Here is a 19580-nt window from a genome sequence, read left to right on the forward strand (position 1 = left end):
CTCATACTCCAACTAAATTAAGGAAAGTCTCTATGAAAGGTCAACGTCCGCTTTGGGTCGAAAGCCGTAATAAGATGAAGACACAATTATTTACCTTAATCATTGTAGCGAAAAAGGTACAGTGTTTAATTATTGAATGTAAATCATCATGACTAAATAACTGGCTTTGTTGTTAGTCTCGTTTTAAAAACATACCTAATATTCCATAACTAAAAAGTTAACTGTTACAGCGTGATTGAAACAATTTAGTTTGCGCTGCATCATACTCTGTAATTAGTGACATGATGTTTTAAGGATTTGAATGAAACTTTTTCATAAACGCTATCATCAGCCTGGTACCCGTCCTGGAGAATTAGCTGAGCCAGAAAGTGATATTTTTTCAGTTGATTTGCTCTATTACGATGCAACAAGTATTACTGTAAATAATAATATTAGCGTTCATGATTGCCGACCATTTATTGACAGCCCAAATGTATCCTGGATACATGTACAAGGAGATCCAACACATGAGACTTTGTCTACTCTCGCTAAGGGCTTAGATATTCACGATTTATACGTTGAAGACATAGTGAATTCTGGTCAAAGACCTAAAGTCGAAATTAATGAAGAACAAATATTCGTAATTTTAAGTTTACCTGTACATACCGATAATCAAATTCGAATTGAGCAAGTCAGTCTATTCTTGATAGGAAATACAGTCGTCACTTTTTGTTCGGGTGGATTTAACCCATTTCAAAAAGTTATGGCTAGATTGCAAAAAGTTGCCGGTAAACTACGCCAACGTAAATCCGATTATCTGTTTTACAATCTCATTGATAGTGTCATCGATTATGGCTTTCCATTATTAGAGTATTATTCTGAACGTATTGAGTCTATTGAAGATGAATTGTTAGAAAAGTCTGACGCTAATGTATTGAACCAAATTCATAAATTACGCCGGGAATTATTGCTACTAAAAAGGCGTATTTGGCCTCAACGCGAAGTGATAAATGAAATATTACGTAATGACGAAAACACCCAAATTTCGTCCGAAACCAAGCTGCATATCCGAGATTGTCACGACCATGTCATCGCGATTATGGAGCTACTCGAAACCTATCATGAAATGACATCGGGCTTGATGGATCTGTATATGACCAGCGTCAGCCTGAAGCTAAATGATGTTATGAAAGTGTTGACCATTATCGCTACAATTTTCATTCCTCCTACTTTTATTGTAGGAGTATATGGAATGAATTTTGACTCACAAATCAGCTCATTTAATATGCCAGAAACTCAGTGGAAATATGGTTATATCGCAGTTTGGTGTGTCATAGTAGTAATGATTTGCGGCATGCTAGCATTGTTTAGAAAGCATAAATGGATATGATATGGATGACCTGATCTGTTGTTTTATTTCTCATTAAAATTGACTCAAAAGTAACTATATATTGTAGCCAATAAAACAGTATCGAAATCCCCTACTCCAAACAAGATTTATCTATAAAAGAACTGCCTATAAATAAGCTATCAAGGCATTACCCTCACTGTGCCCGGCTAACTCCCTACTGGGGAGGAGTTACCTGTCCATTTAAACCACTACTTCTGCATATAGTTATAGAAACGCTATGAGCTTTCTTTACTAGTGGCGGTAATGAGTATCTAAAGAAGTGTTATCTAGCAGTTTCAAACTTAAAGAGATTTACGAATGCGTTGAAAACTTTTCATGATTTCTTCACCTAATAGTTTTGCTGCTGCAGATACATCTCCAGATGCTCCCTTTGCCTCTTTTCCTACCTGCCCTGCTTTAGACTTGAAATGCTCCCATTGTTTATCAACCTTGTGCCATTCATCTTTTGCATCGGCTTTTAACAAATGTGCCTTAAGTACAATTTCGTCTCTTTCTTGTTTAACTTGTTCTAGAATTTTTTCGACTTCATGTTTTGCGTTTTCAGCTATTTCATTTTTCATATATTCGCCTCAGATTGATATTAAAGTGCTAATGAATAAATCACTTGGTGGCAGTCATCAGGGTCCCTTTTTGCTAACATTCCTAGTTCTTTTGACAATGCATGCATTTGAGGGTTTTCAGCCAGTTCAACAGCATATAATGTCTGTATTCCATGACTTTTGGCATATGACATTAAATGAGTCATAAGCAACTTCCCTAAACCTTTATGTTGCCAGGCATCTGCTATTGTAAGCGCCATCTCATGAACATCCGGATTTTCACTAAACACATAACGGCAAACTCCAATTTCAATCTCCTTACCATTACTATTTTCAGTGGCAATAAAAGCCATTGAATTTTTTCCATCTATATCACATAGGCTTTTCAACACGGTGTCAGATACATGATTTATTGCCCCAAAAAAGCGATAATGTTTAGTCTCTGGGGATAGGTGATCGATAAAATCCTGCTCTAAAGTCATGTCTTGCAGATTAATTGGGCGAATTGTTATCGTTTTTCCAGCTAATTGGACAGTAGAACTTTGAGTCTGTTGTGCTTGCATATAATCATTCCCAACATTTGGCTAAGTAACACACACCTTTATAAACAACCGAGATAGTTAAACACCCAATGCCAAACATCTCGTTTTAGTAATCTTCAGTATAAGTAGAAGTAAATCTAAGAGCTTGACCTGCATCAAACTTTATTCAGTCACACTTAGTGCCACAAATACCAATTGCAGGGTAACGTAGGTCCAATTGCCCTAGGGATAATCAAGGTGTCTTTCGCCCCTTAAATGACAGAACGATAATTTATGTCTATTAGCGGCTTCAAATGAACTTTTTCTAATAATTTGCATACCTATATAAACCAAATAGAAATTGGTTTGGAATAGACTTTGCTTGATACAAATGTTTACAGGTGAATAGCATGACTACCAATTTGAGGTTTACCCGAAAAGTGACGAAAATAGTAACCTTCGCTGCCGTTCAATAAGAATTGTTGCCCTTGTCAAAGATAGAATTCAATACTTAAGGATTATTGTGTTTTTAGAACTTGCTTATCTATTATTTGTTATGACTATTGCTGCAGCCATAGTGTGGAAGGCTTGCAACTATCTTGAAGACGCATGCCACGAACTAGCCCTTTATTACGGACTACCTGACTCAGTCAAAGGCTCAACAGTGATGGCGATTAGTTCAAGCTTTCCCGAGTTGGTGACTATTATTCTCGCAGCGGGAATTCACGGAGACTTTGAATTGGGTTTGGCGACCATTATTGGTTCAGCGGTTTTTAATATATTGGTCATCCCAGGAATGTCAGTTTTGTTTCGTAAAGGCCCGCTCAAAGCTGGACGCGACCTTATTTACAGAGAAGCACAGTTTTATTTAATCAGTGTATTAATCATCATGTTAACTTTATCGTTAGCACTGATTTACAACCCATTACCGAACACGCCTATGAGCGCAACACTTAGCACTTCAATGATGTTCCTGCCGCTGCTGTTCTACGTGCTCTACATATATATCCAATACCAAGAAGTTAGCGACCACAAAACAGACAAAAAGAATCGCGACATCCCACTACTAAAGAGTTGGGCAAAATTACTAATCTCAATGATGCTGGTGACTATATCTGTAGAGGTTTTGATACAAATGGTGATAAAACTTGGCGAAATGTTCGACACACCAAGTTACTTTTGGGGGGCGACTATATTGGCCGCAGCTACCAGTATTCCGGATTTATTTGTCAGTGTTAAAGCGGCAAAACGAAAAGTCAATGCAGCCAGCCTAACGAATGCTTTCGGTAGCAATGTTTTTGACTTGTTGGTGGTATTGCCTGTTGGAGTATTAGTCACAGGAACGGTGGTATTTAGTTTTCCTAATGTACTTCCAATGCTTGTGTTCCTACTTGGCGCCACTGTCTTTTTTCTAGTTGTAGCACGCAACGGCTCTAAACTAACCAACAATAACGGTAAAATTCTATTGTTGGCGTACTGTGCATTTATCATTTGGATGGGATTTGATAACTTAGTTATTTGATATTTATTCTCCCCAAATCACCTTTAGAAATACAATTGCTTCCAATTAAGTCGAGTTAAGTCCTTCTTAAGTTTCATTTATTAAGCTCAAATCTATGTTGTATTTGAGCTTAATAACCATGATTACTGCAGTCCTGAATTTAGTTCGTCCCTTTGTTTTATTTTCTTTATTGTTAATTTCTATCTTGCTCGTTTCTAGGGTGGGTTTAGCGGTTTGGCAGTTTGAACACATCGAGGATACACAGGTATTGAGTGCGCTTTTGTTAAGCGGGTTAAGAATAGACTTGAGTACCTTGGGATACGTATTGATTTTACCTGCCATCTTGCATCCTTGGTTGATGTTGACTCAATACCAGAATCATTGGCTCAGGATACTAAAGGTTATATTTTTCGCTATTTTAATTGCAGTGATTTTTTTTGAACTTGCCACACCTGCGTTCATTATCGAATATGGCTTCCGTCCAAATAGATTGTTCATTGAGTATTTAGAATACCCAAATGAAGTGATGAAGATGTTAATCAACGGACACTCCTTAACATTGGTCAGCGTACTGATCACACTCATTATGGCAATTTTCCTAATAAAACCGCTATTGAGCGGTACTGTTAGTTTAAAAAAAAGTGAGGTCTCCCCTACTCCAATAGCGTCTTTGTTATCATGTGCTTTGATGTTATTTATTCTCATGTTTAGTGCACGAGGTACAATTGCACATAGGCCAATCAACCCATCCCTGGTGTATTTTTCAACCGACCCTCTGGTTAATTCTTTAGCCTTAAATTCAATCTATAGTGTTGTCCATGCCTATAAACAATTAAGTAATGAAAAAAACTCCGCAAAACTTTATGGCAAAATGGATGAACAAAAAGTCATTTCACTTATTCGCGGCGAAACAGGATTAGCGCTAGATTCATTTATAGATACATCTCAACCTTCGTTGACTACTCGCCAACCGGCTTATCAAGGAAAGCCTAAAAATTTGGTCATTATTTTAGAGGAAAGCTTAGGCGCCCAATTTGTGGGATCTTTAGGCGGCCTGCCACTCACCCCACAACTTGATAAGATGAATAATGAAGGTTGGGCATTCAAAAGATTGTTTGCAACAGGTACCCGTTCTGTTCGAGGTATCGAGGCTGTTATTACCGGCTTTACCCCGACACCAGCAAGGGCGGTGGTCAAGCTAGATAAATCACAGCGTCACTTTTTTACCATTGCTAATCTATTAAAGAAGCACGGCTATACGACTCAATTTATCTATGGTGGTGAGAGCCATTTTGACAATATGAAGAGTTTTTTCCTAGGTAACGGCTTTATCGATATTGTTGATTTCAACGACATTATCAACCCGCAATTTATTGCATCTTGGGGGGTCAGTGATGGTGATCTATTTAGACAAGCAGATATTGAATTAACTGAACTTCATAATCAAAACAAACCGTTTTTTAGTTTCATATTTTCTTCTAGCAATCATGACCCATTTGAAATTCCCGATGGAATGGTAAGCCCTATTGAATATTCAAAAGAGCAATTATCACTCTACGATGAAAAAGAGCGGATGCGGCATAAAGCGGTTAAATATGCTGATCACGCCCTAGGACAGTTTATTGATACCGCTAGAACTCGCTCCTACTGGAATGACACAGTATTTTTAATAGTGGCTGATCATGATGCAAGAGCATTGGGTAGTGATCTTGTGCCAATAAAAAATTTTCATATACCAGGCGTTATTCTTAATTCATCGAAGACGGGGTTCATTGATAACAGGGTGGTTAGTCAAATGGATCTAGCACCCACACTACTTTCACAAATTGGGATCACTAATCAATCTCCAATGTTGGGACACGACCTTAGTAATACAAAAGCGCCGGGGCGAGCGATGATGCAATATGCTGATAACTTTGCATATATGAAAGCGGATGAAGTAACAATACTTCAACCGCTGAAACCAGCTTTGAATTTTACTTATGACTTCAGGCAAAAAACGCTGGTCCCTAAACCGTTAAACCTTGAGTTGTCAGATACCGCATTGGCTCATGCACTATGGGGGAGTTTAGCCTATGAAAATACCTGGTATCGGTTCGAATAAAATCTGAGTTTTAACCAAAGATGATACATAGTCATTAACAAAAGGGTCGGTGCGGTGTTTCATAGAGCTACTCACTATATTGATGAATTTTATGCACTTCGTCCATTTTGCAGCTGATAACACTGACATCTGTATAACCAACTCTCGCCAATTGTTCAGCCGCTAGTACCGCTCGCAAAGATGACGCACAATGCAAGTATATTGGGCGCTCAGCTTGTTTTTCTATCTCTAACATTTTCATTTCCAATACCCCTCGAGGTATATTGATAGCACCAACTGCCGGCGACGCAGCGTGCTCAGCAGGCTCCCGAACATCTATCAGCAACCCATGGTTTTGGCTCATTTCTTGAGCCGCCTGTTTCGCTGTGACTAGTTGCACGTTTTGTGATGCTTGCTGTAGCAATGATGGAAGAGTTGTCAGCATGGTAAATTCCTTAATCTATATGTCATGTTTAAATGGCGCTCAAAACAAGCGTTTCACCGGAGTTGAGACCTGAAATAATTTCTACTTGATCACCTTGAGTTTTTCCTAAACGTACAAAACGACGGTTAATTTCACCGTCTTGTAATAACCACACCATATCAAGTTGCCCGTAACTTTTAACGTAATTAACGGGTATAGACAGCACTTCGCTGGTACCGTCTTCGATTAGCATTCTGGCAAACATGCCTGGTTTCAATTGTGGATCGAACTCTATACCTGCTTTAACCAAGAACGAGCGTGCATTGGGATCAGCGGCCGGCACAATTTCTACTATGGTAGCGTCAATATTTTTACCAAGAGAATCTATTTCCACAGATATTTTTCGCCCAACCTGTAGTTTGATAGCCAATGATTCACGCACATCTGCCTCAATTTGCAAAGTCAGAGGATCATACAAAGACAACAGTAGTTGTCCGGGAGACGCCATGTTACCTGGCTCAGCAGACCTTTCAACGACCACGCCGGAAAAAGGAGAAACGATTTCTGTATATTCAAGGGCTGTTTGCGCTGCTTGTTTACGCTGTTTTGCGGCTACAACTTCAGAATCGTAGCGACGGAAACCAGCAATAGCGTTATCAAGTACACTTTGTGAAACTAAGCCTTTATCTTTAAGTGCTTGAGTCCTTTCTAGCGTTTCTTGAGATTCAATTAACGAAGCCTGAGCCGCTTCCTCCATCGCCACCACTTGAGCTAATTGTGCCTTTAAAGCAGCACTTTCGAGCGTAACAAGTAACTGATCTTGGACTACACTTTCCCCTGCCCTGACATGTATATTTTTAATTCGAGATAGAATTTGGCTGGAGACTAGGGTTGCTTCTCTGGCTTTTATTCCAGCTGGAATAGACTCGATATTGGGTTTGCTACTGAGCATGACGCTATAACTCTCTACAGTACTATTACTTGAGCGCTCTAATAACCCCGGCGCCACACGACTGCTAAACACCCCAGCCATCCAAGCTACAACTAGCAATAATCCCACAACAGTTATCAGCGGGATCCCCCATTTTTTAAAACTCATATTGTTTGCTCCTGTAACTGTGGACTTGGGCTATCTTCAAATACTAAGAAATACACCATAGGCACCACAAACAATGAAAACAGTGTTGATGCAATAATGCCGAAAATAATGGCCAATGCTAAGCCGCTAAAAACGGGGTCAAGTGTTATCACTAAATTGCCTAGCATGGTTGTACCCGCGGTGAGTAGTACGGGTCTCATTCTAACCTCCCCTGCTGCCAACAGTGCTTGTTTAATGTTCATGCCCTTGGCTCTAGCCAGCGTAATAAACTCGACTAAAATCAAAGAGTTTCTAACGACTATGCCCGCCAAGGCAATCATGCCTATCATGGCGGTAGCCGTAAACAAAATAGGATCAGGTGCCCCTGCAATAGTGCGTTCTCCAAATTGATTCAACAGCCAAAACCCCGGCATTATGCCGATAATAGTTAAAGGGATCGCCGACATAATAATCAAAGCTAGAGCGGAGCTAGAAGTTTGTAGTTTAAGCAGAAAAAAGATTGCTACTAAAGCAAACGCAAAAGCAATGCCCATATCTCTAAACACATCTACAGTGATTTTCCATTCCCCCTCACCAGAAAATGAGTAGGATGTGCCAGCGGGTAGTTGCCACGGCTCACCACCGCCCGGTTGCAAATAAGTTCGGTTTTTCCAATCTATTGGGTCGTTAGACTGACTTGAAGCGGAAGTATCAAGATCTGCAGTTAAATCTGTGCTCAAGTCTGCAATGACTTCAGCAGGTGTACGCCCCGATAACTCTGCTGTGACATAGATGACCGGTACCAGATCCTTGCGTAAGATAGGTTGAGATACTTGCGTTTGTTGCCAATGCCCAAGTTCCGCCAAACTGACTAAGGATTGTGGTGATGATTCTAATCCTAAACCAGTGTTTTGTTGTGCTATTCCATTTTGTCCCAAAACTTGAAGACTTAAGATATCAGTTAAAGATTGTCTATTTTCGTAAGGCAACTTTACTTCTATGGGGACTGGTGACGCGTCGTTTTCAACTTGATATATGCCGGCTCTTTTCGAAGTGATAGCCACGCCTAAGGCATTGTTAATATCGACTGTGGAAATCCCAGAAAGTGCGGCTTTTGGTTTGTCAGTGACAAAACGCCAGATTTGTTGTTCGCTGTTAATTGTTGAGTCTATTTCTACCACGTGTGCTTCTGATTTAAGGCGTTGCATTAAACTTTGTGCGGCTGCTTGGTGTACTTGTGGACTCACAAACGGTTCGGCATAGACTTCTGCCACAAAGGTACTCAATACAGGAGGCCCGGGAGGTACTTCGACCACTTTTATTGTCAGATGTGTCTGTTGTAGTTTTGCTAGTTGTTCTCTAAGTCTTAAAACAATTGCATGAGATTGGTGCTCACGCTCGGATTTATCTAATAAGGTCACACGTAATTCAGCAAGGTCAGGTGACTGCCGTAAATAATGTTGGCGTACCATACCGTTAAAATCGATTGGAGATGGTTGACCGATGTAACTGGCGATGGCTTTCACTTCTGGCAAGCGTTTAACGATTTCTATCACTTCTTCTACTTTAGCCGAGGTCTGTTCTAAAGATGTGCCTTGTGGCATATCAATCAACACCTGAATCTCGTTTTTGTTATCAAAAGGTAATAATTTTAGCGGTACACTTCGCATCAAAGGCAGCGCACAAGAAATGATAAACAACACTAGAACTATCCATAAACCTAATTTGCTACGTCCCTTCTTGAGTATTAAAGGGTTTAACAAACGCGAATACAGCCCATGTTTGTTTTCATCTACTTCAGTGGTTGTCGGTTTTAATAGTTTCGCCGCCAACCAAGGCGTGATCGCGAAGGCAACGAAGGTGGAAATCATCACACTTACCGGGACATTAAACGCCATTGGAGCCATGTAGGGGCCCATCATGCCTGTAATAAATGCCAGAGGTACAAAGGCTAGAATGATAGTAATAGTTGACATAATAAGAGCGGGTCGTATTTCTGACATCCCGTTAATAATGTTGTCTTTTTTAGAGCTATTTTTATTACCCAAAAATCTTGTGATATTGTCGATACCGGTGATCGGGTCATCCACTAGTAAACCAAGTGATAAAATTAAAGCAAATAGAGTGACCCTGTTGATAGTGTAACCAAACGCAAAATCCAACATCAGTGTCAGTCCGTAACATATCGGTACCGCTAGCGCCACGACTATTGCCTGACGCCAGCCCAAAAACACACCAATAAACACCACCACAGTAAAGACTGCAAATGCCAAGCTAGAGGTTAAATTGTTGACTTTTTCATTAGCGGTTTGCCCGTAATTTCTCAAGTACTCGTAGTGCACTTCTTGTGGCAATAACTGCGTTTCTAACTCACTCATTTTCGCCAATACATTGTTGGCAACTGTTACCGCGTTACTGCCTTTTTGTTTAGCTACACTGATGGTAACCATAGGGTACTTGTCTAGTAGTTGACTTTTGGAAGCACTAGCAAACTCTAACCACTGGTAACTTTGAGGCTCAGCAGGTGCATCAATAATTTGCGCGACATCCTTAAGCATCACCATTTTTCCATTGATGACATTAACCACTATATTCTTCAGTTCCTGGAGATCGCGAATGACATCTCCTGACTCAATTATTATCGACTCTTGTCTAAGTTGCAGTTCGCCATGTCTAGACAACTGATTCGATATCGCCAATGCGTCCATGACATTCATCACACTCGTTTGCCTTGCAGCGAGTGACTGAATATCAAGCAGTACTTGTATCTCTCTTGAGCGGCCACCCACTATATTGACTTCGCTGGTATCAGGTAAGCTTTGAATGACTGTTGAGGTTTCTTGTGCCATTCTACGTAGATCGTAGTCCGAATAGAGATCTGGTGCAGTACTGAACAATGCAATCATAAGTATCGCAACATCGTCAACCTCAATGGGTTTTACGATCCAATCTGTTACCACTTCAGGGATTTTATCTTGATTGGAATGAAGCTTATTGTAAGTATTGAGTAACGCCCTTTCTCTGTCTTCACCTACTTCAAAGCGCAAGGTAACACTTAATCCACCATCACGAGACGTCGAGTATATATGCTCTATACCTGGTACTTGTTTAATCAATTTTTCAAGGGTTATGGTGACTTGTCTCTCAACTTGACGGGCAGATAGATTGGGCACATCTACCCACACATCAATCATGGGCACAACAATTTGTGGTTCTTCTTCTCGCGGTGTATAAGTAAGGGCAATGGCCCCTAAAAATAACGCAATAACAAACACAAACTGCGGAAAACCACCGTTTAAAGAATAAGCAACTAATCTATCTATTGGATGTTGTTTCATAGCCTTGTACTACTGTGTATCACAGAAAAATTCATACATTTTTTCGATTATTTGTTTCACTTTAACGTCGGTAACCGAGTAATAAATGGTTTGCGCTTGACGCCTAGTGGACACCATTCCTGCCTTTCTTAGAGCCGCTAAATGCTGTGATAAAGCCGATTGAGTCAGCGGGACTGATTCATTCAATTTGGTTACTGAGCATTCTCCGGCAACTAGGCTACATAAGATCATTAAGCGATTTTTATTGGCTATCATTTTTAGAAATGATTCTGCCTCAGACGCATTGGCTTTTATTTGATCTAGATCCAATTAAAGCACTCCAGTTTGATTTGACTTACGATAGTATACCCTTTACATTAGTTTTGTCTAATATTAGATTTATCTAATATAAAAAGTAATTCAATTCAATCCTATAATAGAGGTAAAAAATGAACGTTAATCAAGCATTAAGATTAGTCGCCGGGGTCATGATTCTAGTATCGCTGTTACTGACCTATTACGTACACGCCAACTGGGTGTTTTTTACTATATTTATTGCAGCCAATTTGATTCAGTCTGCTTTTACGCGGTGGTGCCCAATGATGACCATACTCAGAAAATTAGGGCTCCAGGATTAGCCTATCCGTTTAATGGGAACACTCAAACACGTGCTCCAAGCATTTCACTGTTAGCGATTGATGTCGAAATGGGAGGCAAGGCATATTCATACAGAGACTACTTGAATTGATTCATTCAGTGTTTTTTGACTATCGAACCGACTAAGCCATTTTAACAGCCAGAACATCTTGTTTCGCGCCGTGTAACACTGAGTTAGCTGTCGACCCCAATAGCAGTTTCACGCCACTGCGTCCATGAGTACCGATTACAATAAGATCAGCATGCATTTCATCAGCTAGTGTGTGGATCTCATCAGCCGTATTTCCAATAGGTAGATAAACTTGTTTAGTCGGTATATGGTTTTTTGTGGCAATATCTTGTAAACATAGCTTTGCTTGTTTGTGGATCTCAGCGACATACTCACCTCCTACGTCACTAATGTAAGGCTGAAAATAGGTACTGGGTAAAGTAACAAAAACCAAATGTAGATGAGACTTATTGGTAGCAATAGACAAAGCTCGTTGAAGTACATGATCATATTCAGAATAGATATCAATCGCCACTAAAATACGTTGGTACTTTTTCATATTTACTCTCCAAAAAAGTGATTCACACTCTTTATTGGTTTAGTTGTGATTGCAGAAACATCCCTCAATTCATGGTCAAAATAGCTTTCTTTGAACTTGAATTATTGGCGGCAGTCTTAGCACAAACATCGATTGAAACGCACGCATTCAAAGCAGCGAAGTCAACGATGCTCAAAAAGCGTTGTTGTACGGAGATTATGTGTCTTTCCTGAAAACTTGAAAATATGCGACTCACCGTTTCAATCGCCATGCCTAAATAATTGGCGATATCAGTACGTGTCATACTAAGAATAAACTCTCCCGCTGACAGTCCCCTTTCAGAAAAACTGATAGACAAGTCCATTAAAAACCGTGCGACTTTTTGTTCGCTTGAACAAGTACTGAGACACATCATCATGGCGCTATCACAGGCTAAGTTGTGACTCATTGATTGCAATATTGCTTCACGAAACTTTTGGTCGGTACCCATTAGGTTTTGAACCTGTGATGCTTTTATTAGGCACACACTACTGGTTTCAAGGAATCGTACCGACTGTGTATGCATATTTACATCAAATCCATCGAGTCCTAACATATCACCTGGATAGTAAAATTTGGTTATATGCTCTTCACCGTTTCTAGATGTAATAAATGCTTTAGCTGAACCGGAACGCAAAATATAAACACCTTCAAAGTAATCACCAGCAGCAAACAAGTTATCCCTTCGCTGGAAAATACGATGAGAATGTCCTCGCGTTGAGTGATGGGTGTTGTATTGAGTCCCTCTATGATTACCAATAAGTGGAGACTCGCTGTAACGATCATTCTTAGGTTGATATGAACTATCCATACTTTTAATGCCTCGTAAAACTTAGAGTATCAACTGACATACGGCATAATTGTCTAGCTGTCGCTTTCACTTGTTACCTAAATAATATAACTTACCTACTAGCGCTCGCTATCCGAAGTATCGCGTAAAATGTTTCGGTAACTACCTATAACCGCGGCGCTATTTGGCGAAATGCAACAACCTAAGAAATTACAGGTTTAATGGCGTTTAGGGTATATAGAACTATATGGGAACAACTCATGTCAGCATCTGACAGTACAAATTTGGGCCGGTTTTTATCAGATAGTAGTGAACGTAAAGAAACCATTGAAGATGCTAACGAAAGATTAATTGCCTTACTTAATGCCGCCGTTGACGGCCTGGTTATTATTGATAAGAAAGGCACAATTGAGCTTTTCAATAGCGCGGCTCAAGAAATGTTTTTATACAGTAGTCAGGAGGTATTGGGTAAAAATATAAAGATGTTAATGCCTGCCCCATTTAGCCGCGAACACGATACTTACCTCTCCTCTTATATGACATCCGGCCAAGCAAAAATTATTGGTACAGGTAGAAAAGTAAAAGGAAAGAAATCCAACGGAGAAGAATTTCCTATTTTTCTCAGTGTAGGTGAAGTAAAAGGCTCTAGCCACATCCAGTTTGTCGGCATTATTAGAGATATATCAGAACAAGAACGCGATAAAATGGAGGCGCAAGACAATAGAAATCGTTTGTCTCACGCATCAAGATTAAGCTCTATGGGTGAGCTTGCAGCTGGTATTGCCCATGAAATGAATCAACCACTCACCGCCATATCCAGTTATGCCCAAGCATCTAAACGATTGCTAGAGTCTGGTTCACAACAGAGCATTGAAAAAGTAGCCGCTACCTTAGATAAAATTTGTGACCAAGCCATTAGAGCCAGTGACGTGATTGATCGACTTAGAACCTTCGTTAAGAAGCGTATCTCACAACGTGAATACGTTGATCTCAATGAGTTAATCACTAAGACAGTCAAATTGGCTAAAGTCGATACGCGTATTTTAGATCATGAAGTCATAGTAAAATTGGAAAGTATAAAAGAACCAGAATTGTTAGTTGACCCTGTACAAATTCAACAGGTGTTGTTGAATCTTATCCGTAACGGGATTGATTCGATGGAACATATAAAAGGCGCGCCTTTAATTATAAAAAGCCAATGGTTATCAGATGAACTTATCGAGGTATCAGTGAGTGATTGTGGCTTGGGAATGGATGCACAAACGATTGGCAGTATATTTAACCCGTTTTTTACTACCAAGGAATCAGGGATGGGTATGGGGTTGTCAGTGAGTCAAACCATTATTCATGCACATGGCGGAAGGATCTACTTTGAGGCTAATCACCCATCTGGATGTACATTTTCGTTTCACTTACCTGCCACCGCTAAAAACCAAGAAAATACAGAGAATTAACAGCAAATGAATAGAACCACCCAACATGAGTCTTCTTCACCCATTGTGCATGTAGTGGATGATGATGAAGCCGTTTTAGATTCAGTCTCCATGCTGCTAGATAGCATAGGACTAAGTAATATATGCTACAAAAATGCTCAAGTGTTTTTGGATGCCTATGTTGAAGAAAGCTTCGACAAACACAATGGCTGCATCATGTTGGACATTCGAATGCCGCTAATCAGTGGCATAGAATGCCAACATAGGCTCGAAAAACTGGGATGTTGTCTACCGATTATATTTGTCACAGGTCATGGAGACGTACCAACGGCTGTGGAAGCGATGAAACATGGCGCGATGGAATTTATTCAAAAACCCTTTCGAGAGCAACAACTTATAGATGCGCTTCAAAAAGCCCTTCAAGTAAACTTTAAAAACCAACAAAGACTCGAAAAAATACAACAAACCCAAGCGAAATTAGCATCACTAACTAACCGCGAAACTCAAATACTTGAAGCGATAGTGGCAGGAAAAGCCAATAAAGTGATCGCCATTGATTTACATCTAAGTCAGAGGACCGTTGAGATCCATAGGGCTCATGTTATGGATAAAATGGAGGTAAGGTCATTAGCTGAGCTTGTTAAAGTTGTAATTGATGCCTCTGCTACTAGTTAATTAGGTATAAATGCTTATTGCCAATACCTGAAGTAGACACCGATAATTACCAACACTAATCTCAAGTCTAGTAAATAACAATTACAGTGTAATTTGGGTATCAATGGCAAAACAATGAGTACTTTTGAAAAACCAATCGTCTATTTGGTCGACGATGATCAAAGGTTAATGGAATCACTTTCTGCAGTTCTAAGACTCAGTGGACTGACAGTTGAAGTGTTTGAGTCAGCAGAGCACTTTCTTAACAATAAATTAAGAACCAGAGCATCATGCCTTATTGTTGAGGTTAATTTACCTAACATGGATGGCATTGAATTACTCAAACATATCAATAATCTTGGTCTAAGGTTACCCACAATTGTTCTGTCATCAAGCGGTAACGTTAGTGATGCCGTTCGTGCAATGCAAGCTAAAGCCATTGATTTTATAGAAAAGCCTTTCATAGAAAACACCCTAGTCAAGACAGTTTTGGATGTTATAGAGCGAACATAAATTGTTATATTTTAATCGATATTCCTAACTACACAGTCAAGAGTTAACGAGAAGATAGGAAAAGCTATTCTTCTCTTGGAATACAACAATAACAATAGTATCAAGTGGGCATAACAATTAGCTTGTTCTGCATGGGGATAACCTAAATTGATGTAAAGGAACCAATAATGGAGTTTAAAGATTACTATAAAATTTTGGGTGTAAACGAAGATGCCGAACTAAAAGAAATCAAAAAGGCCTATCGAAAACTGGCTCTTAAGTTTCACCCTGACATGAATCCAGACGCAGATGCAGAAGAAAAATTTAAACAGGTAGCTGAAGCCTATGAAGTGTTAAAAGACCAGACCAAACGTGCTGAGTACGATGAGATGAAAAGTTATGGTGCAAATTCAGAACAAGGCTTTACACCTCCCCCTGGATGGCAATCTTATGAAAGCAATCATAGTGCTAATAATGGTTCCAGCGCAGACTTCTCTGACTTCTTTAATTCTGTTTTTGGCGGCCGAGCACAAGGTTTTGGATCTGACGGCGCCCAGCAACATAAAGGTCAAGATCTGGAAATGGAAGTTCCTATATTCCTAGAGGAATCTGTGTCTGGGTTAACAAAGAGTTTAGAATATTCAATACCTGTTTTTGATGGTCAACAAAGTAAACAAATTAAAAAGTCTCTAAATGTAAAAATACCCGCTGGTGTTGCAGATGGCGCACGCATTAGAGTCAAAGGTCAAGGTGCTCCAGTTCATGGTGCATCCGAAGAACACACCCAATTGAATGGTGACTTATTCTTACATATTAGGTTAGTGCCCCACCCCTTGTTTGATGTACAAGGTTTAAACCTATTATTGACAGTCCCAGTTACGCCTTGGGAAGCGGCCCTAGGAACAAAACTCGAAGTACCCACACTTTCTGGAAAAATCAGTCTAAATATCCCTGCCAATAGCAATGCAGGTAAAAAGTTACGAATAAAAGGTAAAGGACTTAAAAACAAAACAGCCCAAGGTGATTTATTAGTTGTTGTTAAGATTGTTATCCCGCCCACAACCAACAACGAAACTAAAAGGTTATGGGAACAACTCGCAGAAATAGAACAATTTAATCCTCGACAAGATTGGAGCAATTAGCCATGAGTAATATTACCTATCAAATTCGTATTGATGAACTGTGTCTCAATGCGGGTATATGCCAAGAAGCGATAGTTGAAGTGGTAGAATACGGCATTGCAACCCCTATTGAAGATGAAAGCATAGCAAAATGGGCATTTGATATAGAAAGTGCTATGTGGATTAAAAAGGCGGTTAAACTAAGCCAAGAATTACACCTAGACTGGGTCGCAACAGCCATGATAATAGAATTAATGAAAACAAAACAACAATTAGAAAAGGAAAACTCCCAGTTGAAAGCACGACTGAACCGCTAAGAGATCTCAATAGGAGTATAGGCTCATATGTGACCTGCATTGTTGTCTCTTATGATTCTACCTGTGGTGTCGACTAATTCGCAGTGGTCTTCGAGTGCATAGGCGATGCCTTTAGGCATGTCTTGCTTGGAGCTGCCCACGAACGACATCAGTGTGGTAGTGGCTGCTTTTTGATTTATTGATTTCATGCATTGTTGAATACTGGTGTGCGATGAGGTGTCTGGTTTGGGCTTCTGTCCAACATAGCGGAGAGTCCAAATATGTCTCTGTAAACAGTATCAAATAACTGGTCATTCCTGCATGGTGTTAGCAGGAATCTATTTGTAGACTTAACGTTTGAGAAAATCCGATTCCGGCTTAAAAGACTACCGGAATGACAATCATATTGAAGAGACTAGCGGAGAGACAATCGTATTGTAGAGACTGCGGGAATGACAATCATATTGAAGAGACTACCGGAGTGACAATCGTATTGTAGATACTACGGGAGAGACAAGCATATTGAAGAGACTACCGGAGAGACAATCGTATTGTAGAGACTACGGGAGAGACAAGCATATTGAAGTGACTACCGGAGTGACAATCATATTGCAGAGCTGAGAGTTAAAATGGGTGTATTCATAAATAAGACACCGTCAGACTCACTTACTGTAGCTGAAATAGTTTTCGGATATACAGATCCAGAGATTGTAAAAACTGAAAATAAAATACTAAACAATAAATGATGATTCACCATGAAAATAACGATGTCTTAACCTGTAATCCGCCTACAAATTGACTCGACAAGCGGCGTAAAACAGCGTTTCGTATTCCAGTTTCAGTCTACTTAACTCAGCGAATACGTCCGATAACTTCGGGCTCTTACCTTCAATAGGCATAATCAAAGACCATACTTTGCCTTGGGGACGGTTAATGTTTAATCGGTTCCCCACGCTATCAGATTGCTGATGCCGAGAAATTTCATAGTTTTTCACTGTACTACCGTTCTGGGCAATAGAGGAAAACATAATTTCCTCATGCATTTTTATACCACCAATGATCTGCTCGCCAATCGCGCCACTCACAAGACGCTGAGGACTTGGAGCAAGAGCTGGCTCACCGTCCGCAGCTAGGAAGACGACAGTGGTCCATGGCGGTACTATCGTCATACCACTCCCTTTAGCTATAAACCCTCCCGCAGCCCAGCCCCCGTGAGCATAGATAACTGCGCTCTTGGCTCCTTCCCTATGTTCGACTTCGATTGATCCAGAGGTATGTGTGGCCATGACATTTTCCTTTATAGTCAAAAAACGGTGAAAAACAGAAGAGCCTCAAAGTATAGGAGTAATAAACCACCCTTTCCATGAATTTTAAATGACTGAATAGTTTACCCAACCAGTCAATTCGAATTTAAATCTGTAGAAGATTTGAAGTACCAATACTCTGGTCACCACAAAACCAATAAGCTGACTATTGAGTTGAAAAATCACCTCTTTAGCTTGGTAATTAGACCGACAGTCTCCCTTACTAATCACACTAATTTCACCTAATGTTTATTGGCAGATTCAATTCACTGTCTATGCACTCGTTTTAGCGGCGGTGTGCCTTAGAAAAAATCTAGATTAGAAAAATAGCTCCCAGCCGTTACTAGTCGTTTTTGAGATCTTGCTCTCGCAAACGTTCTTGTTCTTCATCTAATTGAACATTCAATACCTGTAATTTTTCTTCAATTGCTTTTTGGTCTTGAGGCTTTAGGCTGTTTTTGCCTTGGTCTAATTCAGCGCTTAGTTGATCAATTGCAGTCTGAACCTTAGCCACCGACGACGCCTTTTGCGCTTTTTCGAACGCTAAGGTTTCTAACTTATTTTCACTTATTTCTTCTTTAACGAGTTGTGGCACAGGAATAATTGGCTGTTCGTCTATCGCTCTAGTATTCATAAAGCTAGGCGAAACAATCTCGATATTATCAGCGTGCAAACGATCTAACACCGAACTGTGCAAATTTGCTCTAACCGAAATTAAATTTGAGGTGTCTTTTAGATGCCCTGCAATACGATAAGTGATAGAAAAGTCGCCTAAATTTCGTATTTGAACAAACCCTTCAGACAAGCCCGCATCTTCAGCAGCTAAGCAGAGTTGTTTACTTATTCGTTGTCGAGGTATGTCGTATCCCAACGATATATCGATAGAGACTATAGTCCCTGAACTCCGTACCACTTTTACGGGAAATGTCACCATATGGATGTTTGGAATAGTGACTAAATCACTCTGTTCTGTTTGCACTTCAACATGCAATAGGTTCATTTCAGTAGCACGGCCGGTGATGTTATCAACTGTAATATAATCTCCTAATTTGAAGTTTTTAATTACCCGTAACATCACTCCCGCTAGAATATTCCCAATAAATGTGGTGGAGGCAAACGCAATTGCAGCACTGAGCAAAATACCAAATAGCGATAATAACTGTCCACGTAATGCATCACTCAATGGTAATACAATAATGACTACTACAACGGCAACAAAGGTGAGGCACAACATCAGCAGTTGGAACTGAAATTTACGTTTTTCCCAGTAACTTCTAAGGTATCGATTCAGTAATGCTAAAACGATAAAACTTAATAAAATCGTAGTAAGTACTTTAGCGACGCCACCAAAGGCTAACAACAGATCGAAAAAACTGCTCATTTTAATGTATACCTTATCTAGTCAATACCGAGC

Annotated in this window: 20 protein-coding genes; 9 read left to right on the forward strand and 11 right to left on the reverse strand. The window is 39.9% G+C overall.

Annotation, left to right across the window (positions count from 1 at the left end):
- Positions 1 to 301: 301 nt before the first annotated feature.
- On the forward strand, positions 302 to 1369 hold the full coding sequence (gene corA / locus KO534_RS05410; RefSeq protein ID WP_215928156.1) for a magnesium/cobalt transporter CorA: 1068 nt from the start codon (positions 302 to 304) through the stop codon (positions 1367 to 1369).
- Positions 1370 to 1671: 302 nt separating this feature from the next.
- Here the strand turns inward: corA and KO534_RS05415 are convergent, their stop codons facing one another.
- Entirely contained in the window at positions 1672 to 1950 is a 279-nt protein-coding gene (locus KO534_RS05415) for a hypothetical protein (protein WP_215928159.1), read from the reverse strand.
- A 20-nt stretch (positions 1951 to 1970) separates the two neighbouring features.
- Positions 1971 to 2492: a GNAT family N-acetyltransferase gene (locus KO534_RS05420; RefSeq protein WP_215928161.1), complete on the reverse strand. Its 522-nt coding sequence runs from the start codon at positions 2490 to 2492 to the stop codon at positions 1971 to 1973.
- Between the two features lie 481 nt (positions 2493 to 2973).
- Between KO534_RS05420 and KO534_RS05425 the strand changes: the two genes are divergently transcribed.
- Positions 2974 to 3972 carry a sodium:calcium antiporter gene (locus tag KO534_RS05425; RefSeq protein WP_215928163.1) on the forward strand — a complete coding sequence of 333 codons (999 nt, stop codon included), beginning with the start codon at positions 2974 to 2976 and terminating at the stop codon, positions 3970 to 3972.
- A gap of 118 nt (positions 3973 to 4090) precedes the next feature.
- Positions 4091 to 6055 (forward strand): LTA synthase family protein, encoded by a 1965-nt coding sequence (locus tag KO534_RS05430; RefSeq protein ID WP_215928165.1) that lies wholly within the window; start codon positions 4091 to 4093, stop codon positions 6053 to 6055.
- Positions 6056 to 6122: 67 nt separating this feature from the next.
- On the opposite strand, the gene KO534_RS05435 is transcribed toward KO534_RS05430, so the two are convergent.
- Genes KO534_RS05435 through KO534_RS05450 form a run of 4 tightly spaced genes read right to left on the reverse strand, consistent with a single transcriptional unit; the run spans position 6123 to position 11183 of the window.
- Entirely contained in the window at positions 6123 to 6479 is a 357-nt protein-coding gene (locus KO534_RS05435; RefSeq protein ID WP_215928167.1) for a rhodanese-like domain-containing protein, read from the reverse strand.
- Positions 6480 to 6507: 28 nt separating this feature from the next.
- Positions 6508 to 7557 (reverse strand): efflux RND transporter periplasmic adaptor subunit, encoded by a 1050-nt coding sequence (locus KO534_RS05440; protein ID WP_215928169.1) that lies wholly within the window; start codon positions 7555 to 7557, stop codon positions 6508 to 6510.
- Complete coding sequence (locus KO534_RS05445; protein WP_215928171.1) at positions 7554 to 10874, reverse strand: efflux RND transporter permease subunit; 3321 nt, start codon at positions 10872 to 10874, stop codon at positions 7554 to 7556. The genes KO534_RS05440 and KO534_RS05445 overlap by 4 nt, the downstream gene beginning before the upstream one ends.
- Positions 10875 to 10883: 9 nt before the next feature.
- A complete protein-coding gene (locus KO534_RS05450) occupies positions 10884 to 11183 on the reverse strand; it encodes an ArsR/SmtB family transcription factor (RefSeq protein ID WP_215928173.1) in 300 nt (99 codons plus the stop codon).
- A gap of 119 nt (positions 11184 to 11302) precedes the next feature.
- Between KO534_RS05450 and KO534_RS05455 the strand changes: the two genes are divergently transcribed.
- On the forward strand, positions 11303 to 11491 hold the full coding sequence (locus KO534_RS05455; protein WP_215928176.1) for a YgaP family membrane protein: 189 nt from the start codon (positions 11303 to 11305) through the stop codon (positions 11489 to 11491).
- A gap of 141 nt (positions 11492 to 11632) precedes the next feature.
- Here KO534_RS05455 and KO534_RS05460 read toward each other — a convergent pair whose 3' ends face one another.
- Complete coding sequence (locus KO534_RS05460; RefSeq protein ID WP_215928178.1) at positions 11633 to 12058, reverse strand: universal stress protein; 426 nt, start codon at positions 12056 to 12058, stop codon at positions 11633 to 11635.
- Between the two features lie 64 nt (positions 12059 to 12122).
- On the reverse strand, positions 12123 to 12887 hold the full coding sequence (locus KO534_RS05465) for a helix-turn-helix domain-containing protein (RefSeq protein WP_215928179.1): 765 nt from the start codon (positions 12885 to 12887) through the stop codon (positions 12123 to 12125).
- A 239-nt stretch (positions 12888 to 13126) separates the two neighbouring features.
- Here KO534_RS05465 and KO534_RS05470 point away from each other — a divergent pair, with 239 nt between their 5' ends.
- The 5 genes from KO534_RS05470 to KO534_RS05490 all read left to right on the forward strand — a co-directional run bounded on the left by KO534_RS05470 (position 13127) and on the right by KO534_RS05490 (position 16883).
- The gene (locus KO534_RS05470) at positions 13127 to 14320 is read left to right on the forward strand and encodes a two-component system sensor histidine kinase NtrB (RefSeq protein WP_215928180.1); all 1194 of its coding nucleotides are present in this window, start codon (positions 13127 to 13129) and stop codon (positions 14318 to 14320) included.
- Positions 14321 to 14326: 6 nt separating this feature from the next.
- A complete protein-coding gene (locus KO534_RS05475) occupies positions 14327 to 14974 on the forward strand; it encodes a response regulator transcription factor (protein WP_215928181.1) in 648 nt (215 codons plus the stop codon).
- Between the two features lie 114 nt (positions 14975 to 15088).
- Positions 15089 to 15466 carry a response regulator transcription factor gene (locus tag KO534_RS05480; protein WP_252731965.1) on the forward strand — a complete coding sequence of 126 codons (378 nt, stop codon included), beginning with the start codon at positions 15089 to 15091 and terminating at the stop codon, positions 15464 to 15466.
- A gap of 167 nt (positions 15467 to 15633) precedes the next feature.
- Positions 15634 to 16587, forward strand: a complete 954-nt coding sequence (locus KO534_RS05485) for a DnaJ C-terminal domain-containing protein (protein ID WP_215928184.1) — start codon at positions 15634 to 15636, stop codon at positions 16585 to 16587.
- A gap of 2 nt (positions 16588 to 16589) precedes the next feature.
- A complete protein-coding gene (locus KO534_RS05490) occupies positions 16590 to 16883 on the forward strand; it encodes a chaperone modulator CbpM (RefSeq protein ID WP_215928186.1) in 294 nt (97 codons plus the stop codon).
- Positions 16884 to 16906: 23 nt separating this feature from the next.
- On the opposite strand, the gene KO534_RS05495 is transcribed toward KO534_RS05490, so the two are convergent.
- The 3 genes from KO534_RS05495 to KO534_RS05505 form a co-directional block, all read right to left on the reverse strand.
- A complete protein-coding gene (locus tag KO534_RS05495) occupies positions 16907 to 17071 on the reverse strand; it encodes a hypothetical protein (RefSeq protein ID WP_215928188.1) in 165 nt (54 codons plus the stop codon).
- 579 nt (positions 17072 to 17650) lie between these two features.
- Positions 17651 to 18148 carry a putative adhesin gene (locus KO534_RS05500; RefSeq protein ID WP_354667907.1) on the reverse strand — a complete coding sequence of 166 codons (498 nt, stop codon included), beginning with the start codon at positions 18146 to 18148 and terminating at the stop codon, positions 17651 to 17653.
- Positions 18149 to 18509: 361 nt separating this feature from the next.
- Positions 18510 to 19547: a mechanosensitive ion channel domain-containing protein gene (locus KO534_RS05505; RefSeq protein ID WP_215928192.1), complete on the reverse strand. Its 1038-nt coding sequence runs from the start codon at positions 19545 to 19547 to the stop codon at positions 18510 to 18512.
- Positions 19548 to 19580: the final 33 nt, after the last annotated feature.

It is taken from the genome of Paraglaciecola arctica (assembly GCF_018861065.1).
Taxonomy (GTDB): domain Bacteria; phylum Pseudomonadota; class Gammaproteobacteria; order Enterobacterales; family Alteromonadaceae; genus Paraglaciecola; species Paraglaciecola arctica_B.